The 20,428-nt window shown below is 40.7% G+C and carries 19 protein-coding genes and 1 pseudogene; 12 read left to right on the forward strand and 8 right to left on the reverse strand.

What is annotated here, in order from left to right; translation table 11 throughout:
• Nucleotides 1-197: 197 nt before the first annotated feature.
• Nucleotides 198-419: pseudogene (locus ACZ427_RS18115) on the reverse strand (ArsR/SmtB family transcription factor); the annotation flags it as partial.
• 169 nt (nucleotides 420-588) lie between these two features.
• On the opposite strand from ACZ427_RS18115, the gene ACZ427_RS18120 reads away from it, so the two are divergent.
• The 4 genes from ACZ427_RS18120 to yhbH all read left to right on the forward strand — a co-directional run bounded on the left by ACZ427_RS18120 (nucleotide 589) and on the right by yhbH (nucleotide 7,150).
• A complete protein-coding gene (locus tag ACZ427_RS18120; RefSeq protein ID WP_461177430.1) occupies nucleotides 589-1,632 on the forward strand; it encodes a lactonase family protein in 1,044 nt (347 codons plus the stop codon).
• 154 nt (nucleotides 1,633-1,786) lie between these two features.
• Nucleotides 1,787-3,028: a hemolysin family protein gene (locus ACZ427_RS18125; protein WP_461177429.1), complete on the forward strand. Its 1,242-nt coding sequence runs from the start codon at nucleotides 1,787-1,789 to the stop codon at nucleotides 3,026-3,028.
• A gap of 308 nt (nucleotides 3,029-3,336) precedes the next feature.
• Nucleotides 3,337-5,232: a PrkA family serine protein kinase gene (locus ACZ427_RS18130; protein WP_461177428.1), complete on the forward strand. Its 1,896-nt coding sequence runs from the start codon at nucleotides 3,337-3,339 to the stop codon at nucleotides 5,230-5,232.
• A 748-nt stretch (nucleotides 5,233-5,980) separates the two neighbouring features.
• The gene (yhbH, locus tag ACZ427_RS18135) at nucleotides 5,981-7,150 is read left to right on the forward strand and encodes a sporulation protein YhbH (RefSeq protein ID WP_461177427.1); all 1,170 of its coding nucleotides are present in this window, start codon (nucleotides 5,981-5,983) and stop codon (nucleotides 7,148-7,150) included.
• 29 nt (nucleotides 7,151-7,179) lie between these two features.
• Here the strand turns inward: yhbH and ACZ427_RS18140 are convergent, their stop codons facing one another.
• The gene (locus tag ACZ427_RS18140) at nucleotides 7,180-7,533 is read right to left on the reverse strand and encodes a hypothetical protein (RefSeq protein ID WP_464883479.1); all 354 of its coding nucleotides are present in this window, start codon (nucleotides 7,531-7,533) and stop codon (nucleotides 7,180-7,182) included.
• 147 nt (nucleotides 7,534-7,680) lie between these two features.
• Between ACZ427_RS18140 and ACZ427_RS18145 the strand changes: the two genes are divergently transcribed.
• The gene (locus ACZ427_RS18145; RefSeq protein ID WP_461177425.1) at nucleotides 7,681-9,084 is read left to right on the forward strand and encodes a SpoVR family protein; all 1,404 of its coding nucleotides are present in this window, start codon (nucleotides 7,681-7,683) and stop codon (nucleotides 9,082-9,084) included.
• Between the two features lie 961 nt (nucleotides 9,085-10,045).
• Nucleotides 10,046-10,630 carry a YpjP family protein gene (locus ACZ427_RS18150; RefSeq protein WP_464883480.1) on the forward strand — a complete coding sequence of 195 codons (585 nt, stop codon included), beginning with the start codon at nucleotides 10,046-10,048 and terminating at the stop codon, nucleotides 10,628-10,630.
• 51 nt (nucleotides 10,631-10,681) lie between these two features.
• Here the strand turns inward: ACZ427_RS18150 and ACZ427_RS18155 are convergent, their stop codons facing one another.
• Nucleotides 10,682-11,404, reverse strand: coding sequence for an NAD-dependent protein deacylase (locus ACZ427_RS18155; RefSeq protein ID WP_461177423.1), 723 nt, complete (start codon nucleotides 11,402-11,404; stop codon nucleotides 10,682-10,684).
• 292 nt (nucleotides 11,405-11,696) lie between these two features.
• Here ACZ427_RS18155 and ACZ427_RS18160 point away from each other — a divergent pair, with 292 nt between their 5' ends.
• The 5 genes from ACZ427_RS18160 to ACZ427_RS18180 all read left to right on the forward strand — a co-directional run bounded on the left by ACZ427_RS18160 (nucleotide 11,697) and on the right by ACZ427_RS18180 (nucleotide 14,241).
• Complete coding sequence (locus tag ACZ427_RS18160) at nucleotides 11,697-12,326, forward strand: TetR/AcrR family transcriptional regulator (RefSeq protein ID WP_464883481.1); 630 nt, start codon at nucleotides 11,697-11,699, stop codon at nucleotides 12,324-12,326.
• A gap of 62 nt (nucleotides 12,327-12,388) precedes the next feature.
• Nucleotides 12,389-12,805 carry a transcriptional regulator Spx gene (gene spx / locus ACZ427_RS18165; RefSeq protein ID WP_461177421.1) on the forward strand — a complete coding sequence of 139 codons (417 nt, stop codon included), beginning with the start codon at nucleotides 12,389-12,391 and terminating at the stop codon, nucleotides 12,803-12,805.
• Nucleotides 12,806-12,871: 66 nt separating this feature from the next.
• Complete coding sequence (locus ACZ427_RS18170; protein ID WP_461177420.1) at nucleotides 12,872-13,156, forward strand: hypothetical protein; 285 nt, start codon at nucleotides 12,872-12,874, stop codon at nucleotides 13,154-13,156.
• A gap of 276 nt (nucleotides 13,157-13,432) precedes the next feature.
• Nucleotides 13,433-13,561 (forward strand): hypothetical protein, encoded by a 129-nt coding sequence (locus ACZ427_RS18175; protein ID WP_461177419.1) that lies wholly within the window; start codon nucleotides 13,433-13,435, stop codon nucleotides 13,559-13,561.
• Nucleotides 13,562-13,599: 38 nt separating this feature from the next.
• A complete protein-coding gene (locus ACZ427_RS18180; protein ID WP_461177418.1) occupies nucleotides 13,600-14,241 on the forward strand; it encodes a hypothetical protein in 642 nt (213 codons plus the stop codon).
• Here ACZ427_RS18180 and ACZ427_RS18185 read toward each other — a convergent pair.
• Complete coding sequence (locus ACZ427_RS18185) at nucleotides 14,158-15,390, reverse strand: dicarboxylate/amino acid:cation symporter (protein ID WP_461177417.1); 1,233 nt, start codon at nucleotides 15,388-15,390, stop codon at nucleotides 14,158-14,160. The two genes, ACZ427_RS18180 and ACZ427_RS18185, sit on opposite strands and share 84 nt — an antisense overlap.
• 343 nt (nucleotides 15,391-15,733) lie before the next feature.
• Between ACZ427_RS18185 and ACZ427_RS18190 the strand changes: the two genes are divergently transcribed.
• Nucleotides 15,734-16,462, forward strand: a complete 729-nt coding sequence (locus ACZ427_RS18190) for a hypothetical protein (protein ID WP_461177416.1) — start codon at nucleotides 15,734-15,736, stop codon at nucleotides 16,460-16,462.
• A gap of 301 nt (nucleotides 16,463-16,763) precedes the next feature.
• Here ACZ427_RS18190 and ACZ427_RS18195 read toward each other — a convergent pair whose 3' ends face one another.
• The 4 genes from ACZ427_RS18195 to ACZ427_RS18210 form a co-directional block, all read right to left on the reverse strand.
• Complete coding sequence (locus tag ACZ427_RS18195) at nucleotides 16,764-16,997, reverse strand: hypothetical protein (protein WP_461177415.1); 234 nt, start codon at nucleotides 16,995-16,997, stop codon at nucleotides 16,764-16,766.
• Nucleotides 16,994-17,587 (reverse strand): hypothetical protein, encoded by a 594-nt coding sequence (locus tag ACZ427_RS18200; protein WP_461177414.1) that lies wholly within the window; start codon nucleotides 17,585-17,587, stop codon nucleotides 16,994-16,996. Before ACZ427_RS18200 ends, ACZ427_RS18195 begins: the two co-directional genes overlap by 4 nt.
• A gap of 648 nt (nucleotides 17,588-18,235) precedes the next feature.
• Nucleotides 18,236-18,853, reverse strand: coding sequence for an NUDIX hydrolase (locus ACZ427_RS18205; RefSeq protein WP_461177413.1), 618 nt, complete (start codon nucleotides 18,851-18,853; stop codon nucleotides 18,236-18,238).
• A 1,373-nt stretch (nucleotides 18,854-20,226) separates the two neighbouring features.
• Complete coding sequence (locus ACZ427_RS18210) at nucleotides 20,227-20,421, reverse strand: H-type small acid-soluble spore protein (RefSeq protein ID WP_461177412.1); 195 nt, start codon at nucleotides 20,419-20,421, stop codon at nucleotides 20,227-20,229.
• Between the last annotated feature and the right edge of the window lie 7 nt (nucleotides 20,422-20,428).

Genomic DNA, 20,428 nt, shown 5'->3' on the forward strand with positions numbered 1-20,428 from the left:
CTACGATTTCCGCGGGCTTGAGCTCAGCCTCCTCGGAAAAAAGGAGTTCACTTTTTTCCTGCGGGGTCTTCCCACTGCGCTTTCTAAGCAGGAGTTATCATGAACGAAACTAGCCCCTGATTCGTAATGTCGTAGGTTAATTCGGGTATAGTGCAGTAAAGTACAAATCCCAAATCAGAGCTATAATACGAAAGGAGCTAGTATGATGAATTATAACACAAAGTATGTAGGTTTAGATGTATCAAAGGAAAAAATTGCTGTGGCTGACGAACATGATCATCTTCTAATGAATAAAAAACTAATTTACCTTCTTTACGGTATCTGGCTAATCCCATGTTTCGCAATAAACGTAGATGGTGAGATGATGTTGCTGTAGTAGATCCTGTAATGTTGGCTATATCGCAAACACATAGTTCCTTTTAGTGTATACTGCATTTTTTATCCAAGTCAATCAAATATTCAAATAATTATTTGAGTGAATAGATGATTTTAGCTTTGGTGTTTGAGCAAAATACCTGATGAAATGTTATAATGAGTAACAATTCATTGGCAAACGTATAACCACTTAAAAAGAAAGGAAGAATACATATGGGAAAAAAATACATTGGATATGCCGGTACCTATACACGACAAAGCAGTGAGGGTATTTACCGTTTTGAATTGGATGCAGAAGCAGGAACACTAAGTAATGTCCGTGTTGCTGCGAAAGTCGGCAGTCCAACATATCTTGCTATTAGTGAGAATGGACGTTACCTTTATTCTGTTGCTCAGGAGGATGAACTGGGTGGTGTGGCAGCATATGAAATTCAGGGAGCACAAGGTGAATTGCGATCGATTAACAGTGAACTGAAGGAAGGGAAGCCGCCATGCCATGTGACCACTTTTAATAAGGAGCTTGTAACTGCAAACTACCATGAAGGTACATCTGAATTATCCCGGATTAATGAACAAGGGGCTGTAGGAGCTCCGTCATCCGTTATGCAACATGAAGGGGACGGTCCGCATAATCGCCAGGAAAAGCCGCATGTTCACTATGCTGGTCATACTCCTGATGGAAAATATGTTGTAACCGCAGACCTCGGGACAGACGAACTTACTACCTATCAGGTTGAAGGAGATGCACTTGTCAACGTGCATACATTCCGTACAAAAGCAGGAAGCGGTCCGCGTCATATTACCTTTCATCCGAATGGAAAAACTGCTTACCTGATGACAGAGCTCAGTTCTGAGGTAATTGTACTTGATTACAATGCCGAACAAGGAAGATTTACAGAAAAACAGACCATCCGTGCAATCCCGGAAAATTTTAAAGAAACCAATGATGCAAGCGCGATTCACATTTCCTCTGATGGCAGGTTTGTCTATACAGGAAACCGCGGGCATAACAGCATTACTGTTTTCCAGGTGGATGAGCAAAGTGATACATTGACTTTAATTGATCACACGCCAACAGGTGGGAATTGGCCACGTGACTTTGTACTGGATCCAAGTGAATCGTTTATCATCGCATCCAATCAGCACACAGGAAATTTGGTGTTATTCTCCCGTGATAAAGATTCAGGCAGACTTACCCAGCTGGAATCAGAGGTGGAAGTTCCGGAAGTCGTCTGCGTGAAATTTCTTGAAGGCTGAGTGAACGCGTGATCTTGAAACCGAAGTGAATAAGCATATCAAAAGCGGTTTCCCATCACTCAGGTAAACCGCTTTATTCTTTTCTATTTTTCTAAAGTAATTTATAATGAAAAGCAATATGAGTTAATGATACATCCTAAGGAGGAACTCGCTCGTGATCATTGCGATCATTCTATTATTATTTGTTTCACTCTTCTTTTCAGGAAGTGAAACAGCATTAACGGCCACGAATAAAATGAGGCTACAGACAAAAGCGAATAACAATGACAAAAAATCAGAAAAATTGCTGGATTTGGTATCCAAGCCTGGAGACTTTATTACAGCTATCCTAATTGGAAACAACATCGCAAACATATTGCTACCGACACTAGTAACAATGATTGCACTGGAGTATGGATTTAATGTTGGACTGGCATCTGCTATTTTAACGGTCACCATCATTATTTTTTCTGAAGTCATTCCAAAATCAATAGCAGCAACTTTTCCGGACCGTATTGCTTATTTTGTTTATCCGGTCATCCGCTTTGTTGTCATTATTTTAAAACCCATAACAATTATGCTGAATTGGCTGACAGATTTTATTGTAAAAATGCTTTCCAAAGAAGAGGCGGATAATACATCCATCTCCAAGGAAGACTTTCGAGCGATGGTGGACATAGCCGGGTCTGAGGGCACATTCGAACAGGAAGAATCATTCCGTATTAAAGGTGTGCTCGACTTTTACAATTTAAATGTAAAAGATGTGCTGAAAACACCAAGGGTTGAAATGATTGCCCTGCCACATACAGCGACCTATGAAGAGGCAAGGGATGTTGCTATTCAAAATCCATATACGAGATATCCTGTGTATCAGGGAGATTTGGATAATATTGTGGGTGTTTTTCATTCCAAATACTTATTGACCTGGTCAACGGAGCCGAATAGAGCCCTGGATACGTTCAGTGATATGTCTCCATTGATTGTGTATGAATTTCATTCCATTGAATGGGTTTTCCGAAAAATGACGATAGAGAAAAGGCATATGGCCATTGTCCTGGACGAGTATGGCGGAACAGAGGGGATTCTTACACATGAGGATGTCATTGAATCGATGATTGGTTTAGAAATAGAAGATGAGATGGATCAGGAAGATGATATGCTGATTGAGAAGTTTACAGATACGGAGATCATTTGTGATGGTAAAATTACCCTGCATCGCCTGAACTCTATTTTCCATACGGATATACCGGAGGAGGAAGATGTGCTCGCAGGGTATCTGCTGAAGGAATTTAATCATTTTCCTGAAGAAGGCGAAACATTGGAGCGGTTCAATCTGACCTTTAACATAACAGAAATTGAAGGAAGAAGTATTTCACAGGTACAGATTATTAAAAAGTCCTTGGAAGAGGAAGAATAAAGTGTTAAACAGGCATTTAGTAGAGATGAATTCTCTCTGAATGCCTGTTTTCTTATTCGTGTACAATGCTAATTTGGTGTACTTCTCCAATGGTGGAAAAGCTGTTAAGGAATTTGCAACATTTATCAATTTGTATATGAGAAAAGGTTAAAGGCTTTTTCTATTTTCATGTAACAGCATGTCCGCTCGAAGGGGCATTTCCTCTATGAATCAACAAGCATGCATGGGACAAATTGAAACTTACCGTCATGATAAAAGTCCCTGCTGCATAACATGATATAAACCATGCCCAAATTGGAGGAGAAGTCATGAATATACTAAACAAAGTGAAAAACTACAGGGAAGAAGAAAAACAGTTGAAGTGGGAAGGAACATTTGCGGATTACCTGGAAATTGTAAAAGAGAGACCCGAGGTTGCCCAGACTGCCCATTCGCGTGTATATAATATGATTAAGAACTCTGGTCTAACAGAAAAAGACGGAAAGAAGATGTATCATTTCTTTGGTGAAGAAATCTTTGGGCTGGAAGATGCTATTGAAAAACTGGTAGAAGAGTATTTTCACCCTGCAGCAAAGCGTCTGGATGTAAGAAAACGTATTTTATTACTGATGGGACCTGTCAGTGGCGGTAAATCAACGATTGTTACAATGCTGAAGCGCGGGCTTGAGCAATATTCAAGAACAGATGAGGGAGCAGTATATGCGATTAAGGATTGTCCAATGCATGAAGATCCGCTTCATCTGATTCCGCAGCACCTGCGTGGGGAGTTTTATGATGAATATGGCATCCGGGTGGAGGGTAATCTGTCCCCACTCAATACAATGCGTCTTGAAAAGGACTATGGCGGGCGTATTGAAGATGTCAAAGTGGAACGTATTTTCCTTTCTGAAGACAAGCGGACTGGAATAGGAACATTTTCTCCGTCTGATCCAAAGTCACAGGATATTGCAGATTTAACGGGGAGTATTGACTTTTCGACAATTGCTGAATATGGTTCGGAATCCGACCCGCGTGCCTATCGTTTTGACGGGGAACTAAATAAAGCAAACCGTGGGATGATGGAGTTCCAGGAAATACTGAAAAGTGATGAGAAATTCCTGTGGCATCTGCTTTCACTAACACAAGAAGGTAATTTCAAGGCGGGAAGATTTGCGCTCATAAGTGCCGATGAACTTATCGTCGCTCACACGAACGAGGCGGAGTACCGTTCATTTATTTCCAATAAAAAGAATGAAGCACTCCATTCCAGGATTATCGTGATGCCGATTCCTTATAATCTTAAGGTCACACAGGAAGAGCGTATTTATGGAAAAATGATCAGGGAAAGTGATATGGCCCATGTGCATATTGCCCCACACGCTTTAAGAGTTGCTGCTATTTTTTCTATTTTGACAAGGCTTGAGGATTCTAAAAAGAATGGCATGGATCTTGTGAAGAAAATGCGCCTTTATGATGGGGAAAGTGTAGAAGGATTCAACCAGCTGGATGTAGATGAACTAAGGAATGAGTACCCTGCTGAAGGGATGGATGGAATTGACCCGCGTTATGTAATCAACCGGATCTCTTCCACAATTATTCGCAAGGATGTACCAGCGATTAATGCCCTTGATGTATTGCGTTCATTAAAGGAGGGGCTTGATCAGCATGCTTCCATTTCGGATGAAGACCGGGAGCGTTATATGAACTATATTTCTGTTGCCAGACGGGAATATGATGATATAGCGAAGAAAGAAGTACAGAAAGCATTTGTATACTCGTACGAGGAATCTGCGAAGACATTAATGGATAATTATCTTGATAATGTGGAGGCATTTTGCAACCGCAATAAGTTGAGGGACCCGCTGACTGGTGAGGAAATGAATCCGGACGAAAAATTGATGCGTTCTATTGAAGAACAAATTGGAATTTCGGAAAATGCCAAGAAGGCTTTCAGAGAGGAAATTCTTATCCGTATCTCTGCATTTGCCAGGAAAGGTAAACGTTTTGACTATAATTCCCATGAACGTTTACGTGAGGCGATCCAGAAGAAACTGTTTGCAGACCTGAAGGATGTCGTCAAAATTACAACAACATCGAAGACGCCGGATGAGGCACAGCTCAAGAAGATTAATAATGTGATAGCCAGATTAATAGATGAACATGGCTATAACTCTATTTCAGCCAATGAACTCTTGCGCTATGTCGGTAGTCTGCTGAATCGATAGACGAAGGATTATGGCAACAAGACGGATAAATATATGTGTCTTGTTGCCTTTTTGTTATATTCATTTTTTGGTACTCCAATTGATATAAATACGACGTAAAATCAATGGTGGTTGATGTCTTTAACCGCTACGGAAATATACTACGCTTTCCGCGGGCGGCTGGTGAGCCTCCTCGTGCTCGTCGTGTTGCAAGAGTATTCAGAGATGCGACACTCCTCGCAGAAAAGATTGCTATCGCACTTCGGGGTCTCACCGATGCCTTTTCTCCCGCTGGAGTCTCCGTATATTTCCTTCGCTGCCATGTGCATTGCAACTTTATATACCATTCAAAGACATAATAGCAATTAACTCTTATGATGTTGATTGGAGCGGAGGGCAGTCGACTCCTGCGGGAAAAGCAACAGCTGAAGACCCCACAGGAAGTGGTTTTCTTCCGAGGAGGCTGAAGCGTTGCCCGCGGAAAGCGACTGCCTGGAGCGAAAATCAACACGCTCTTATGTCGGACTATATAAATTTTGTGCTAAAAGCAATAAATCTTTTCGGTGGGGTGAGTAATCGCAGGCCCAAACTATTAGAGAATAAGATTCCGTAAAGATTGTTGTTATTTAGACTGCTGTGATAGAGGTTCATTGGTTGATTTTTCTAAATAATTGGAAATATATTGTCCCCCGTTGCATAGGATAAAAAAAGTAATCAAGTTGTTAGTAGAGAAAAAAGGTTTTTAAAATAATATTCGGGAGGGGAAGATATGAGCGAAGAAAAAGAAAGTTTTGTCGTCTCCGAGGAAAATTGGTCCCTCCATCGCAAAGGCTATCAGGATCAGCAACGCCATATGGATAAAGTAAAAGATGCCATTAAAAATAATCTGCCTGATATTGTAAGTGAAGAAAATATTATCATGTCCAATGGCCGCGATGTTGTTAAAATTCCGATTCGATCACTGGATGAGTATAAAATACGCTACAACTATAATAAATCAAAACATGTCGGCCAAGGGGATGGCGAAAGTGAAATTGGTGATGTTGTCGCCCGTGACCCGAGTGAGGCAGGTCAAGGTAAACAAGGTGCTGGAAATGGAAAGAAGGCAGGCGATAAAGCAGGTGAGGACTACTATGAAGCGGATGTATCGATGGAAGAGGTTGAGAAAGTCCTCTTTAAAGAGCTGGAGCTGCCAAATCTGAAGCAGAAAGAACAAGCGGAAATCACTACAGAGAAGGTTGAATTTAATGATGTCCGCAAAAAAGGCCTAATGGGAAATATTGATAAAAAGCGGACGATTTTAACGGCTATCAAAAGAAACGCCACGGAAGGAAAGCCTGGGATTACACCGATTTATAATGATGACCTGCGTTTCAAGACATGGAATGATGTCATCAAACCGGAATCAAAAGCAGTTGTGCTTGCAATGATGGATACGAGTGCCTCAATGGGGCAATTTGAGAAGTATATGGCCAGAAGTTTCTTTTTCTGGATGACCAAGTTCCTGCGTTCCAAATATGAAACAGTTGAAATTGCATTTATTGCGCATCATACGGAGGCCAAGGTTGTGACAGAAGAGGCATTTTTCTCAAAGGGAGAAAGTGGTGGGACGATTTGTTCTTCCGCTTATTTAAAGGCATTGGAACTGATTGAAAACCAATTCAGTCCGCACCGTTATAATATTTATCCTTTTCATTTCTCCGATGGGGAAAATATTACGTCAGATAATCCAAAATGTATGGAACTTGTCCAGGAGATCATGGATGTATCCAGTATGTTTGGCTATGGTGAGGTAAATGGCTATAGTCGGCCATCCACGTTAATGAACGCATATAAAGACATTGAGGATGAGAAGTTCCGACACTATATCCTGAAAGAGAAAAGTGATGTCTATCATGCCATGAAAAGTTTCTTCAAAAAACAGGAGCAGCCTGTCTGATTCGATGAAATTCGGGTGGTGACAGGAAATCACCGCCCGAGTTCTATTTTGTATACGGCTCTTTCCGTACTGATCAGGAACTGGGAGCCGTCAAATTCGTACAGTGATGTGTCTCCAAGTGGAATTTCGTATATTGCTGATGGTAGCGGCTCATAGGTATTGGCTGTTGTTTCAATATCTCCATTTCCATTTAATTGTAATGTGTGCCTTGGCACATAATCATCAATGCTTCTTGTATTTGTGGAATAGGATAAGCCTTCAAGCTCCATCAATGTTTCATCAATGTCATCCATTTCGTGTTTTGTGATTTTAATAGGGTGGCCATTCCATTGGTTTAGTAATGTGTTAAATTCCTCAATCGATAAAAAACGTTGTTCCATCATAATCCCTCCCTGTTTAAGTTTTCCATCATCTTTGAATTCATACGGGAATAATGCTGGTAATTTGAGGAGTTTCACACAGCAGGTGTATTCATGATTTCATTCTTGACTCATAAACTATATAAAGCAGAATTTGGGGGGAGATCCTACTTGACGGAAACAAAAGAACTTACTAATGCAATTAGTGAAATAACAGAAATTGCATCCGGATTTGGACTTGATTTCTATCAGATGCGCTATGAGGTTTGTCCTGCAGATATTATTTATACATTCGGCGCATATGGCATGCCAACAAGATTCACGCACTGGAGCTTCGGGAAACAGTTTCACCGGATGAAGCTGCAATATGATCTGGGATTGAGCCAGATTTACGAACTTGTTATTAATTCAGATCCGTGCTACGCCTTTTTACTGAATACAAATAGTCTCATCCAGAATAAGCTGATTATTGCCCATGTACTTGCCCATTGTGATTTTTTCAAAAATAATATCCGGTTTTCCAATACAAGACGGGATATGGTGGAAAGTATGACAGCAACAGCTGAGCGTATTGCTAACTATGAAATGATTCACGGTAAGGAAGAGGTGGAGAGCTTTCTGGATGCGGTTCTTTCTATTCAGGAGCATATTGACCCATCGATTGTAAGGCCAAAACTGCCAGCATATGAGGAAGAAGAGGAAGAGGATAATAGTCCGGCATCATCACCGTATGATGATTTATGGGATCTTGATGAAAAACCTCCGGAGAGACCAAGAATCTTAAAGAGGAGGAAAAAATTCCCGCCAAGACAGGAGAAGGATATTCTTTTATTCATTGAGGAATACAGTCGGGAACTTGAAGATTGGCAGCGTGATATTTTAACAATGATGCGGGAGGAAATGCAGTATTTCTGGCCGCAGCTTGAAACAAAAATCATGAACGAGGGTTGGGCATCCTATTGGCATCAGCGAATCTTAAGAGAAATGAATTTGACGACGGATGAAACCGTTGAGTTTGCGACATTAAACGCCAGTGTGGTACAGCCGTCGAAGCAGCAGATTAATCCATATTACCTTGGATTGAAAATCTATGAGGATATTGAGGAACGTTATAATAATCCTACCGAGGAAATGCGGCGTCTTGGTGCAGAACCTGGGAAGGGCAGAGAGAAAATGTTTGAAGTACGGGAGATCGAGTCTGACATTTCCTTTATCCGTAACTATTTAACAAAAGACCTTGTGAAACAGGAGGATATGTATCTTTTTGAAAAACAAGGCAGGGATTACCGGATTACCGATAAGGACTATGAAAATGTCAGGGACCAGTTGGTTTCCATGCGTGTCAATGGTGGGTTTCCGTATATTGTTGTGCAAAATGGTGACTATCTGCGCAATGGTGAATTGTATTTGGTGCATAGCTATGAAGGGACGGAACTGGATCTTCGTTATTTGGAAAATGTCCTCCCATATATTTATCAGCTTTGGGGCAGGAATGTGCATATGGAAACGTATGTGGAAGAAAAGCAGGTTGTTTATTCATATGACGGAAAAAAAGTGAATCGTAGACAGCTGTGATGCTGTTTTGATAGAACGATAAGCGTAAGCAGAGAGCCTTTACAGGGGGTCTCTGCTTTATTTTTGTGCAGTTAAGAAACCAGCATGGCTCGCCTTGCCCGAGATCAATAATGAAAATAGCTAATTTATTTAGGAGGGTGTCTCCTATACGCTTGGGGCTGCGATTACTCGCCTCATCAAAAAGATCTGGGACTGCGATTACTCGTCCCATCAAAAAGATCTGTTGCTTTTGACACAAAAGATATAAAAAACGAAGTAACTTGAAATTATGGTTGGTGCTTTTTAACCGCTACGGAAATACACTATGCGCACCTTAGGGCGGCTGGTGAGCCTCCTCGTGCTGTCGCACTGCGGGGTCTCACCGATGCCTTTCTCCCGCTGGAGTCTCCGTGTATTTCCTTCGCTGGTTAGATGCTCCCGCAACTTCATAAAATACTTATATTGGCTTAATTATATAACAAACATAGTCATGCACTCTTAAGATGGTTGATTGGAGCGGAGGAGCGTTGACTCCTGCGGGAAAAGCAACAGCTGAAGATCCCGCAGGAAGTGGTTTTGCTTCCGAGGAAGCTGAAGCGTTGCCCTAAGGTGCGCAACGGTCCGCAGCGGAAATCAACCCAGCAGTTACGTCGTCTTTTATATCAATTGCGACGTTAAAGAGCAACAAAATTTACGAAAAGGGCCAACCCGAAAAAAGTATAATTTTGATTCATGGTGTGGTGGTAAAATTTCCCCGTTCTAATAACAATTATTTTCATACAAAATTATAAAAACTTTCTTACTGCGTTGTACGGGCTTTGGTCTTCCGTTCAAAGGATTGGGCGTTTAGCCAAGTTTTCTAAGACCTCACAATTATATTACAATTGTGTAAAACATTAAAAATATTATAGACTTTTCTCTCTGGCGTGGTAAAATTTATGATAAGTATATACACGAGAGGGATTTTTTGATGAAGTTATGGATGAGAAAAGCAGCCGTTGCTCTTATAACCATCATGACATTGGGTTTATATACACCAACCGCCTTTCTGCCAACAGAAGCAGAGGAAAGCAATGAACCTGAGAATACAAATGAAGGTGTCTCTAATACTGTCGAAGCAGTTGAAACGGATGCCAGTATTGCTGTTGAATTAGAGAATGATGAAGCTGATGCAATAAGCACGATCACTGAAAAAGCCAAAAAACAAACCCTTTTAAAACTAGGACCGAAAATCGCAAATCAGGTGGAAGATGAATTTTCAGCAGTAATCCTGCCAAAAATGGAACAAGTTCTAAAAACCATTATGTCAGAAGCAGGTGAGGATGAAGTTGCCTTTTACGAGATATCAGAGGATCCCTCCCCAGGAGTGGGCGAAAGAATTTTTAATATATATGACTACCGGTCGGAAGAGAAAATTGCCAAATTCCACGTCCGCCGTGACAACCGGCCAATGGAGGGATATTGGTTTAACTTCCACTATCATTTAAGTGATGATAATTTTGCGGAGCATCACGAAATCGGTGAAATTTACTGGGATAAAAATATACCTCCGAAATGGATGGCATAGCGTTACTGTACAGTAGTAAATAGATGGGGCCGATTTTTAGGGGAAGCCCCATCAATCATTAAGCTTTTCTAAAAGGTCTCCAATCGCCTGTTCGTTAATCACGTGATCGGCAAAATGATCCAATTCCGTTTTCTCCCGGTTGACGATAACCAATCGCGCTCCGTTTTCCTTTGCGATGAGCGGAAATTGATTGGCTGGTGTCACACTTAATGAGGATCCAAGCACGATAAATAAATCGGCTTTTTGTGTTTCCTCGAGGGCCAGTTGAAAAGCATCCTCTGGTAAGGACTCACCAAATAAAATAATGGACGGCCGCAAAATGCCCCCACATTCACAGTAATACTCCTGATTAATATATTCCTCACTGTCGTAAACCTTCTCACATGTCTGGCAATGCAGCTTTTGCAATGTACCATGAAGCTCGGCAACATTTCTGCTTCCTGCCTGCTGATGAAAGCCATCCACATTTTGTGTGATGATGGACTGAACTTTCCCTTTCTTTTCCCATTCTGCCAAAATATAATGTCCCTTATGCGCCTGATATTCGTTTATACCAAGCACACGCTGGCGGTAAAATTCAATAAATGCATTTACGTTATTATTCAGTGCTTCTGTACTGGCAATTTTGCTTGGGTCTTCGTTCTGCCACAGACCCTGATTGGAGGAGCGGAAATCCGGCAGACCGCTTTCTGTTGACATGCCAGCACCTGTAAATACTACGGTATAGTTTGCGGTATCCAGGATTTTTCCCAACAATGATTTTTCACTATCCATCTGTTTATCTCCCCTCTGCATTTTTGTTTTCGTTTTTTTACAGTATTTCCACATTTATGCCAAATGTAATCCAAGCATTAAAGTTATAATAAAAGTATATAGGAATAAGTATTACTTCTCCCATGTCATGGTCATTATAATACAGGAATATGGAATTCACAAAAATGCCATATTATAAAATAAAAATGACGCAATGTCACTTTTGATTATTGACCGATGACACTGTGTCACTTATAATTAAAATATAGGTGAATGACATCGTGTCATTTTCATTTAAATTGGGGGGAGCAATTTGCCGAAAAGCACTTTTTTTAATCTCCCGAATGAAAAACGGCAAACCTTGATTCATGTATTGGAAATGGAATTTTCAAGAGCACCATTATTTGAAGCATCTATTTCCAATATTGTAAAAGCCGCCGACATCTCGCGTGGGAGTTTTTATCAGTATTTTGAAGATAAAGAGGATGCTTATTTCTTTTTGTTAGGGGAACAGGCAAAAAAGAGGAAAGCTGCTTTTATTTTCATGTTAAAAAAGTATGATGGTGGTATTTTTGATTCAATCACAGAATTGTACCGGTCCTTTCTGTATGATATGCCGGATGAAGAAGAACGTAATTTATTAAAAAACGCTTTTTTAAATGTCACACATAAAATAGAAGACGCATTCACCGCGATTTTTGATAATCGCCAAGAAAGCGATCAGTTGAAAGAAATTAAACAATTAATCAATAAAGATCATTTAAATATAACGGAAGACAAGGATTTATTTTATATTATGCAAATTATTATAGCAGTGGTATTTCGTAATTTTGTTGAAAAATTTGCCAAAGAGCTATCAGATGATGAGGCAATGGAGAATTTTACAATAGAAATGAACCTGCTGAAAAAAGGATTATACAAGCGAGGTGAACCAAAGGAGTAGTTACTACACATAGACAGATAACTTAAACCGCAGGAAAATATTAGAGAGATGGGGTATGATAAATGACAGTAAAAGTTTATGGAGCACCATGTTCATCGACAAGGAAGGCAAAGGAATGGTTAAAGAATAACAAGATTCCATTCGTGGAGAGAAATATTTTAAAAGATCCGTTAACTGTTCAGGAGCTGCATGACGTTCTTCGGTTGACAGTGGATGGTACAGAAGAAATTATGTCAACCAGGTCAAAAGTCTATAAAGAGCTTGATCTTGATATTGATTCCCTTCCCCTTCAGGAATTACTGGAGCTAATCCACGAACATCCCGGACTTTTACGCAGTCCGATTATTATGGACAAGAAGCGCCTTCAAGTTGGTTATCATGAGGAAGATATCCGTCAGTTTCTTCCCAGAAAAACCCGTGAATATCAGTGGCTGCAATGGAAAATGAACAATCTCAGATTTGCAGACGGGTTGAGCTGACCCAATAATGAATCCCCGCCGAAAGGGGTATGATAAACACAGAGGTAGTAAGTTGGAGGTTTTGGCATGCAATTGATAGCTGAACAGCCGTATATAAAAATTGTGCGGGAAGTAAGCAGTGTTGAACAAGTCGATATTGAATATCAACGAACACTGTATCTGTATGATGAAAAAGTAGTAACAAAGCACCGAGAGTTTCCGATTGAGGATGTATCGGACATGTCCTACCGGTTTATCGGTGGAGAAGGCGGACTTCTCTATCTGCACACTAGTAATGGTGTTTACTCCTACACGGTAAAATCCTCTCCGGATAAATTCGTAGAAGCCTTTAAATTATATGTCAAAAAGTGATTTCATTCACGTTTTGATTCCTCTCACATTAGACACCCTGAGTTGCTGACTTGGGGTGTTTTTGTTTGTTTTGGCAATTAAGTAAGTATAGGGCTTCCTTACTGAATAAGTTCGGGACAAGGCCTTTCGCTACAAGATCTGGGCGAAAACCCAAGTTTCCTAAGCTGGTGGTGCGGATGTGTTTGTGCGATGTTTGAGAGGATGAGGAGGACGCAACCCCGGTTGTGCGGTCGATGATTCAGAGGATAAAAGCGAAGCAGCCACCTGAGGGGGGCGATGTTTCGCAACAAAAGGGTGATGTTACCGGAGAAGCGGTTGATGATTCATGAGAAAAGGTTGAAGCAGCAGGTCGAGTGGTCGATGTTTCTAAACATAAAGGCGAAGCACCTGGAAATACGGCGATGATTTAGACGATAAAAGCGAAGCAGCCACTCGAGGGTGCGATGTTTCGCAACAAAAAGGCGATGCTGCCGGACATGCAGTCGATGTTTCACAATAAAAAGGCGATGCTGCCGGACATGCAGTCGATGTTTCACAACAAAAAGGCGATGCGCCCGGACTCGCAGTCGATGTTTCACAACAAAAAGGCGATGCGCCCGGACTCGCAGTCGATGTTTCGCAACAAAAAGGTGATGCTGCCGGATATGCAGTCGATGATTCACAACAAAAAGGTGATGCTGCCGGATATGCAGTCGATGATTCACAACAAAAAGGCGATGCTGCCGGACACGCAGTCGATGTTTCGCAACAAAAAGGCGATGCTGCCGGACATGCAGTCGATGTTTCACAACAAAAAGGCGATGCTGTCGGACACGCAGTCGATGATTCACAACAAAAAGGCGATGCGCCCGGACATGCAGTCGATGATTCATCCGAAAAAGGCGATATCCCATGTCGCCCGGTCGATGTCGACACCGCCTGGAATGAGAAAAAGGTCGATGCACGTATTCAAAAATGGATCAGGTACGTTCATACTTGAATCGTACCTGATCCTTTCCATGTCAGTCCGTTACTTTTTTACTTCTCTTTTGTTCCGATTTATCTACAATGGTTGTACCGGTAAGGTCACCGGTAATATTCAATGATGTAGCACCCATGCCGATAAGTGCGTCTACGGATGTTAGTAAGGCGGCTATTTCCAGAGGAAGGCCAACCTGTACAAATACAGTGGCAATCATAATAATGCCTGCCCCTGGAACCCCTGCTGTACCAATGGAGGCCAGTGTTCCGATCAATACGACCTGCAGCATCTCTGTAAAACTTAATGGATTTCCAATCATGTTAGCAGCAAATGCAGCTGATACGGCAATACGTATTGCTGCACCGTCCATATTTATTGTAGCACCCAGCGGCAGGCTGAAGCCGTAGAGACTTTTGGATAAACCGAGATTTCTGGCAGCATTCAATGATAGTGGTAATGTGCCTGAACTACTTTGGGTGACGAAAGCAGTTATCATTGGCGTCCGTGCCTGACTGAAAAATTTATTTGGCGAAATTTTAAATGTGAACAAGAAAAGAATGTAAAAACCGAGCTGTACAATCACTGCGATATAAAAAACCATCAGCATATGGCCAAGGGATAATAATGTATCCGAGCCCTGATTCCCAACGGTTACTGCGATAATGGCAAAAACCCCGATTGGAACATATTGCAGAATGCCTTTCATAATGGTTAATGTTGCTTCATTCAGGCCCTCAACAGCGTTGTATACAAGGTCGCCCTGCTTTTTAAAGTCTTTTGATGATCTTAAGATGGAGATGGCAATCCCAAACATAAAAGCGGTAAAGATGATTCCCAACAGATTCAGTTCGCTGAAGGCTGTGACAATATTTTCCGGTACGATATTTAATAGAACGCTTACCATGCCTGGATCTTCAGGTGCTTCAAGCTCTTCATTTGTCGGAAGTGATACGCCCATTCCAGGGTTAAAGATTCCAGAAACAGTCAGACCGACACTAATAGCAAGGGCGGTACTTACCAGATAATAAAGCAGAACCTTTCCGCCCATCCTTCCCAAGTTGCCAATCCTTGTTTGGTTGATCCCGACAATTAGTGTAAATAGTACAAGCGGGATAATAAGAAAGTTAAGTAATCGGATTAACAAATCACCAAGCGGAGCCAGTACAGCAGCATCCGGACCAAATAGTAATCCGACCAGTACACCAAGAATTAACGCGACGGTAATTTTTAAAATTAGCGACGTATTTAGATAACCTTTCCATATTGCTTTCATAACCGGTCTCCCCTTTTATATATTGGATAGAATGCTCCATTTTGTATGAAAATAGAACAGGAATGAATTCATAGAAAAACAGAAGGAATTATACTATTCTTACAACAAAGAGTTATCGGTGTCAAAGTCTATGCTTATTAATGATTGTTTTTCCTCTCCCTGTTTTGCAGTCACGAAAGAATAAAACTTCCTTACTGCATACGTTCGGGCTAAGGCTTTTGCCACAAAGTATTAGCAAAAGCCAGTTTTCTAACACTGGAATGAATGATCACCATGACGTTCCCCCATAAAAATAACGTGCATAGGATAATATAGGTATTTTTAAAAAGGGAGTTGGAATGAAATGGGATTATATATCAATCGTCAGCAACATGGAAATGTATATAAAAATGACAGTGATATAAAAACGCCCAATCAGGGGATTTTCATAAGGAATCATGTATCGGAAATGATGAAGGAGCAGCAAAAGGTAAATGATGCCTTGAATCGTTCCTTCCATGGTATAAAACAATTGCATGAACAGCAAGGAAACATACAATCAGATAGATGGATGAAAATAAGCAGTCAGCTTAGTATGCTGAAAGAAATGAATCGTCAACATGAAAAATTGGAAGGCGATGTGGTAGAACGCCTGGAAAATCTGGAAAAAACAATCAAGAAGGATCATCTTTCAGAGGAGAAATTTTTAGAGCAATTCACAAATCTGAAGCAAACTAATCAGGAAATCGCAGCCCGGTTGGGAGAGTATGGCCAGGCAAATGAACAGATCGCTCAGAAAATGGAAGAACAGGCTGAAATACAAAAACACATGGCCAATCAAGTTTCCAAGCAGAATGAGAGTCAAGGCAAACTGGAATCAAGAATGGAGAACCAAGAAGCGTTAATGGAAAAAGTCATCAGACAGCTTGATCATTTCCGCTCGATTCTTTTTGAGCGAACCAGTTTTCTGAGTGAAAAAATTGAAGAAGGATATAAGCTGACATCCACCTATGTGCATCAATTAATGAGCGGCTCCGATCAGCCGGTGCAATTCTATGTAGCAAACCGGAAAAAGGAAGAAGATGTTGAGTAGGAATAGAAAAAACATCCACCTGGAAGAGGGCAGGGATGTTTTTCGCTGTTAAGAAGGACAATGTTCGCTCCATGCCCGAATCCTGCAATAGAACGGTTGAAAAGTCCGAGTGAGCATTAGTGTGATAAAGGAGTACATGGCCAGGAATATAGATTATCGGGTAGTTTCTAATGAAAAAGGATCGAGCTGCTTTTTGGCAGGTAAGAAAATATTAAAACTTTCTTACTGCATAAGTGCGGGCTTATGAGCTTTCGCCTAAACTATAGCGAATGCCAAGTTTTCTAACATCCCAAAATATTAATCATTCGGTATAACAAGGCAAGGATTTTTTCAGCCGGCACAAAAACTCACTTAAATGACGATAAGCGGAAACCGGATCTGTTTTAGCAGGAGTCTTTTCCGGTCTTTTTCCATGAGCTACCCAGTTTCTATATTGATATATTTGTTTGACTATCCCAGCAAGTTTCATTGATTTATGTGTATCTACCGAAATGGTGTACCATTCCATCACAGTATCCAGTTCATCTGTAATCATAATAAATCCTCTAAAATCCTCTCAAAGTTTTCTCTTGAAAAATGATGAAACTTTCCTCTATCCGTTTCTTTTCGATATACCCAATCCCGGTCTTGAAGATACAGAAGAATATATTTTTCATATGATGAATGAATATCAATCCTTCCTTTTGCTCCAATAATAAGACGGCCTATGGGTTTGATGCTAATTGATAACTCACGGGATGGCGCCTTATATTCTCCTAAATGCTCTTCCTGAAGAGTCAAGTTTGTTTCTTTTAAGGAGATGGTTTTATTCTTTTGCTGATCTTCAAGCCATTCATCGATTTGTTTCATGAAACGGTTTAACTGTTCGATCCACTCTTTTTTTATGTTAATCCAGTTGACTTCTTCCTCCTGGTATTCTGCTTTTTTTGCTTTTAAAAAATCGGAAAAATCAGAAGTGCCACCATCGTCATACCTAGGTTCATCCTCCTTGATTAGTAAGTCATTATGTTTAGGGAAATATTTATGCTTTATCTCGTTTAAAACAACCAGTTTCTTCTCTTTCGGTAAGTTTTCAATCTCTGACATAATTTTTTCAATAGCTGATAAGTCATTTTGACAATCCAATAGTAATACCACCTTTCATTTGTTTGCAGTTAAGAAAGTATAAAACTTTCTTACTGCATAAGCGCAATCTAAGGCTTTTGCCACAAAGACTTGGGACTGCGATTACTCGCCCCATCGAAAAGACTTGGGACTGCGATTACTCGCCCCATCGAAAAGACTTGGGACTGCGGTTACTCGTCCCATCGAAAAGATTTGGCAAAAGCAAAGTTTTCTAATATTTACATTTGAAATGGAATAACGTTTGGAAATCGAATGTTTAAAAACCAATAAATGGATGGATATATTGATACAACATAATAGATAGGTTTTAACGTTGGGGTGAGTTTTAATTAGAAGTGTTTAACCAGAAGATGCTAGGAGTAGTGAGCAATATTTCCTTTATTATAATGCACCTTTTGTTATATTGCATAAATATGATGGATGGAGTAAAAGAGGCTGGTATATCCTCCTCCTTTGAAAAAGTAGTTCGGTTTAGAGAAATTCACTCTAGACCGAACTGCTTTTTTATTTGCGCCTAAGTATAAAATTGCATAAGTTCGAGATAAGGTTTTATCGCCATAAAAGCTTGAAGAAAAGTGAAGTTCCCTCGTCTAATTTTCGTTTTTTCGACAGTTCTTCAGTGGCCTCGCTTTTTGACCGGTCTTTCTATTATTTATCATTCACCAATTCAATAAAATGTGTCAGTATCTTGGCAGTAAGCCCCCAGATTACTTTCCCATCATACCTGTAAAAAAGCTCATCGACTTGGCGTACCTGCCAGTTATAATTCTCGCCACCAACAATCGAGTCAAATGGAAAGTCTGCTTCCGGCCTCATATGCATATTTACTTTATACTGTTCAGGCTTCGTTTCCAGGAAAAAATTTAGTGGTACGGTGAATACTTCTTCCACTTCGGCTTTATTTGGTGTAATCAGTTCTGGGCTTGTGATTTTTCCAGTGAATGGATAAACAATTCGTCCGGAGTCTGAGACCATATAATCAAGCGGGATGACATCCTTGATTGTTTCTTCGCCGATTCCTAATTCTTCCGTTGTCTCACGGATTGCCGTATGAGTGGGGTCTTTGTCTTCCCTATCAATCCGTCCACCAGGAAAACATATATCACCCGGCTGCCTGATCTGCATGGAGCGGACTTCAAATAAAACATGTGTCTCATTATCCTTTTCAATGAGCGGGAGCAGTACTGCGGATCGAAAATAGTTTTCATATCCGAGAATTCTCGGTGTCCTGTGCTTTAATTGTGCAATGATATCCGATGCATCCATGATTCCACCTCCATAAACAATTGGCACTTTATATATACATCCTATTATACAAGTCTATGTATCTCAAAAACCAATCATTCACATTGTGAGGTGGAGGGAAAGGTGAAACGGTTGTGTAAGTGAGGAGTTTTTGAGCTGGAGTTTTGTATCAATATAGTAGATAGAAGGGGAGAGTAATAGGTTTCGCTGGTTATGCATCTCATTGGTGGTGTTATTTATTTTTAGCTTGTGGTTCGAATTCACTTACTTTTTCCGGTGATTCGTCTAATTGGTCAGCCATTTGAACTGCATTATGATGGGGTTAATAATGAAAATGAATAATAAAGGTACGGCTTATCGCTGTTAATCCAGCAATAAGCCAAGTTTTCTAAAAAGATAAGAAACCAACATGGCGGCTAAGAACATGCCGCCACCATCTATTATGAAAACAGCTAATTTAACCAGAAGGCCTGTTTTCCAAAAGACTTGGGCCTGCGATTACTCGTCCCATCAAAAGACTTGGGCCTGCGATTACTCGTCCCATCAAAAGACTTGTTACTTTGACACAAAATATATAAAAGACGAAGTAACTGCTGGGTTGATTTCGCTTCTTCCATTGAACCCGAGTGCTATCACAATCGCTTCGGCAGAATACTTCGCTTTTTAGTGGGCACGGCCTCAGCCTCCTCAGAAGCAAAGAACGCTTCTTCCGGGGTCTTCAGGCTCGTGCTATTCCCACAGGAGTCTACGCATTCTGCCTACGCTTAAAGTGGTGTTCTGATTATAGAAAGGATAAAGTTCATGAAATTTATGTTTCATGAACGTATTCTCTCTTAAACAGAAAGCTATTCTAAGCTGCTTAAAAAATGCGAGACTCCAACGGGAAAAGGAACAGTCTGAAGACCCCGCAGCGAGCGAATTAAAGAACATAGGCTAAGAACGCCCCGTCCTGGGGCAACGCCTATGTGACCAACATCGTGTTGGCCCGAGGCTGAAGCGTTCCCCGTGGAAAGCGAGTATTTTTTAAGCAGCGCTTGACTAGCACTCATTTTGTAAAGGATGAGAGGAAGTCACTGTTAGGTTACTTCGTCTTTTATATCAACTGCGACGTTAAAGAGTAACAAAATTTACGAAAAGGAGCCAAGCAGAAAAAGGCATAATCTTGTTTCATAGTGGTTATATTGAATAGCTTTTCCCGTTCTAATAGCAGTTGTTTTCATACAAATGTATAAATTTTGGCATGAAATATTTATATTAGATTATCAGCCACGTCCAGCGCCTACCCCGCCTGAGGTTTTAAGTAAGAACTCCCGCATGAGCTAGGAAGCGCATGTTGAGTTCTTACTTAAGCTATGCCTTAGGGTGACCAAGGCGCCCCTGAGCTTTTGTTCAAATCATTCTTGCTCTTTTATCAATTGAACTTCACTCAAGCCATCCAAATCCACTTCCTGTTCATGATCCATTTCATCAAGTGGAAAGACGGTTGCTGTTTCATTATTTACTTCCTGAAGAAAAACTGGAATGCCCCGGTAGTTCACATTAATCATTGCAATTGCATCGATAATTTCTTCTGCGCGTTGTTTGTCCATGATATCC

It is taken from the genome of Virgibacillus ainsalahensis, assembly GCF_055380755.1.

Excerpts from the sequence above, each read along its gene's own strand:
- ACZ427_RS18120 (WP_461177430.1), top strand. The coding sequence starts at position 589 with ATGGGAAAAAAATACATTGGATATGCCGGTACCTATACACGACAAAGC.
- ACZ427_RS18130 (WP_461177428.1), top strand. The coding sequence starts at position 3,337 with ATGAATATACTAAACAAAGTGAAAAACTACAGGGAAGAAGAAAAACAG.
- yhbH (WP_461177427.1), top strand. The coding sequence starts at position 5,981 with ATGAGCGAAGAAAAAGAAAGTTTTGTCGTCTCCGAGGAAAATTGGTCC.
- ACZ427_RS18140 (WP_464883479.1), bottom strand. The coding sequence starts at position 7,533 with ATGATGGAACAACGTTTTTTATCGATTGAGGAATTTAACACATTACTA.
- ACZ427_RS18150 (WP_464883480.1), top strand. The coding sequence starts at position 10,046 with ATGAGAAAAGCAGCCGTTGCTCTTATAACCATCATGACATTGGGTTTA.
- ACZ427_RS18155 (WP_461177423.1), bottom strand. The coding sequence starts at position 11,404 with ATGGATAGTGAAAAATCATTGTTGGGAAAAATCCTGGATACCGCAAAC.
- spx (WP_461177421.1), top strand. The coding sequence starts at position 12,389 with ATGACAGTAAAAGTTTATGGAGCACCATGTTCATCGACAAGGAAGGCA.
- ACZ427_RS18170 (WP_461177420.1), top strand. The coding sequence starts at position 12,872 with ATGCAATTGATAGCTGAACAGCCGTATATAAAAATTGTGCGGGAAGTA.
- ACZ427_RS18175 (WP_461177419.1), top strand. The coding sequence starts at position 13,433 with ATGTTTCGCAACAAAAGGGTGATGTTACCGGAGAAGCGGTTGATGATT.
- ACZ427_RS18180 (WP_461177418.1), top strand. The coding sequence starts at position 13,600 with ATGTTTCGCAACAAAAAGGCGATGCTGCCGGACATGCAGTCGATGTTT.
- ACZ427_RS18185 (WP_461177417.1), bottom strand. The coding sequence starts at position 15,390 with ATGAAAGCAATATGGAAAGGTTATCTAAATACGTCGCTAATTTTAAAA.
- ACZ427_RS18190 (WP_461177416.1), top strand. The coding sequence starts at position 15,734 with ATGGGATTATATATCAATCGTCAGCAACATGGAAATGTATATAAAAAT.
- ACZ427_RS18195 (WP_461177415.1), bottom strand. The coding sequence starts at position 16,997 with ATGATTACAGATGAACTGGATACTGTGATGGAATGGTACACCATTTCG.
- ACZ427_RS18205 (WP_461177413.1), bottom strand. The coding sequence starts at position 18,853 with ATGGATGCATCGGATATCATTGCACAATTAAAGCACAGGACACCGAGA.
- ACZ427_RS18210 (WP_461177412.1), bottom strand. The coding sequence starts at position 20,421 with ATGGACAAACAACGCGCAGAAGAAATTATCGATGCAATTGCAATGATT.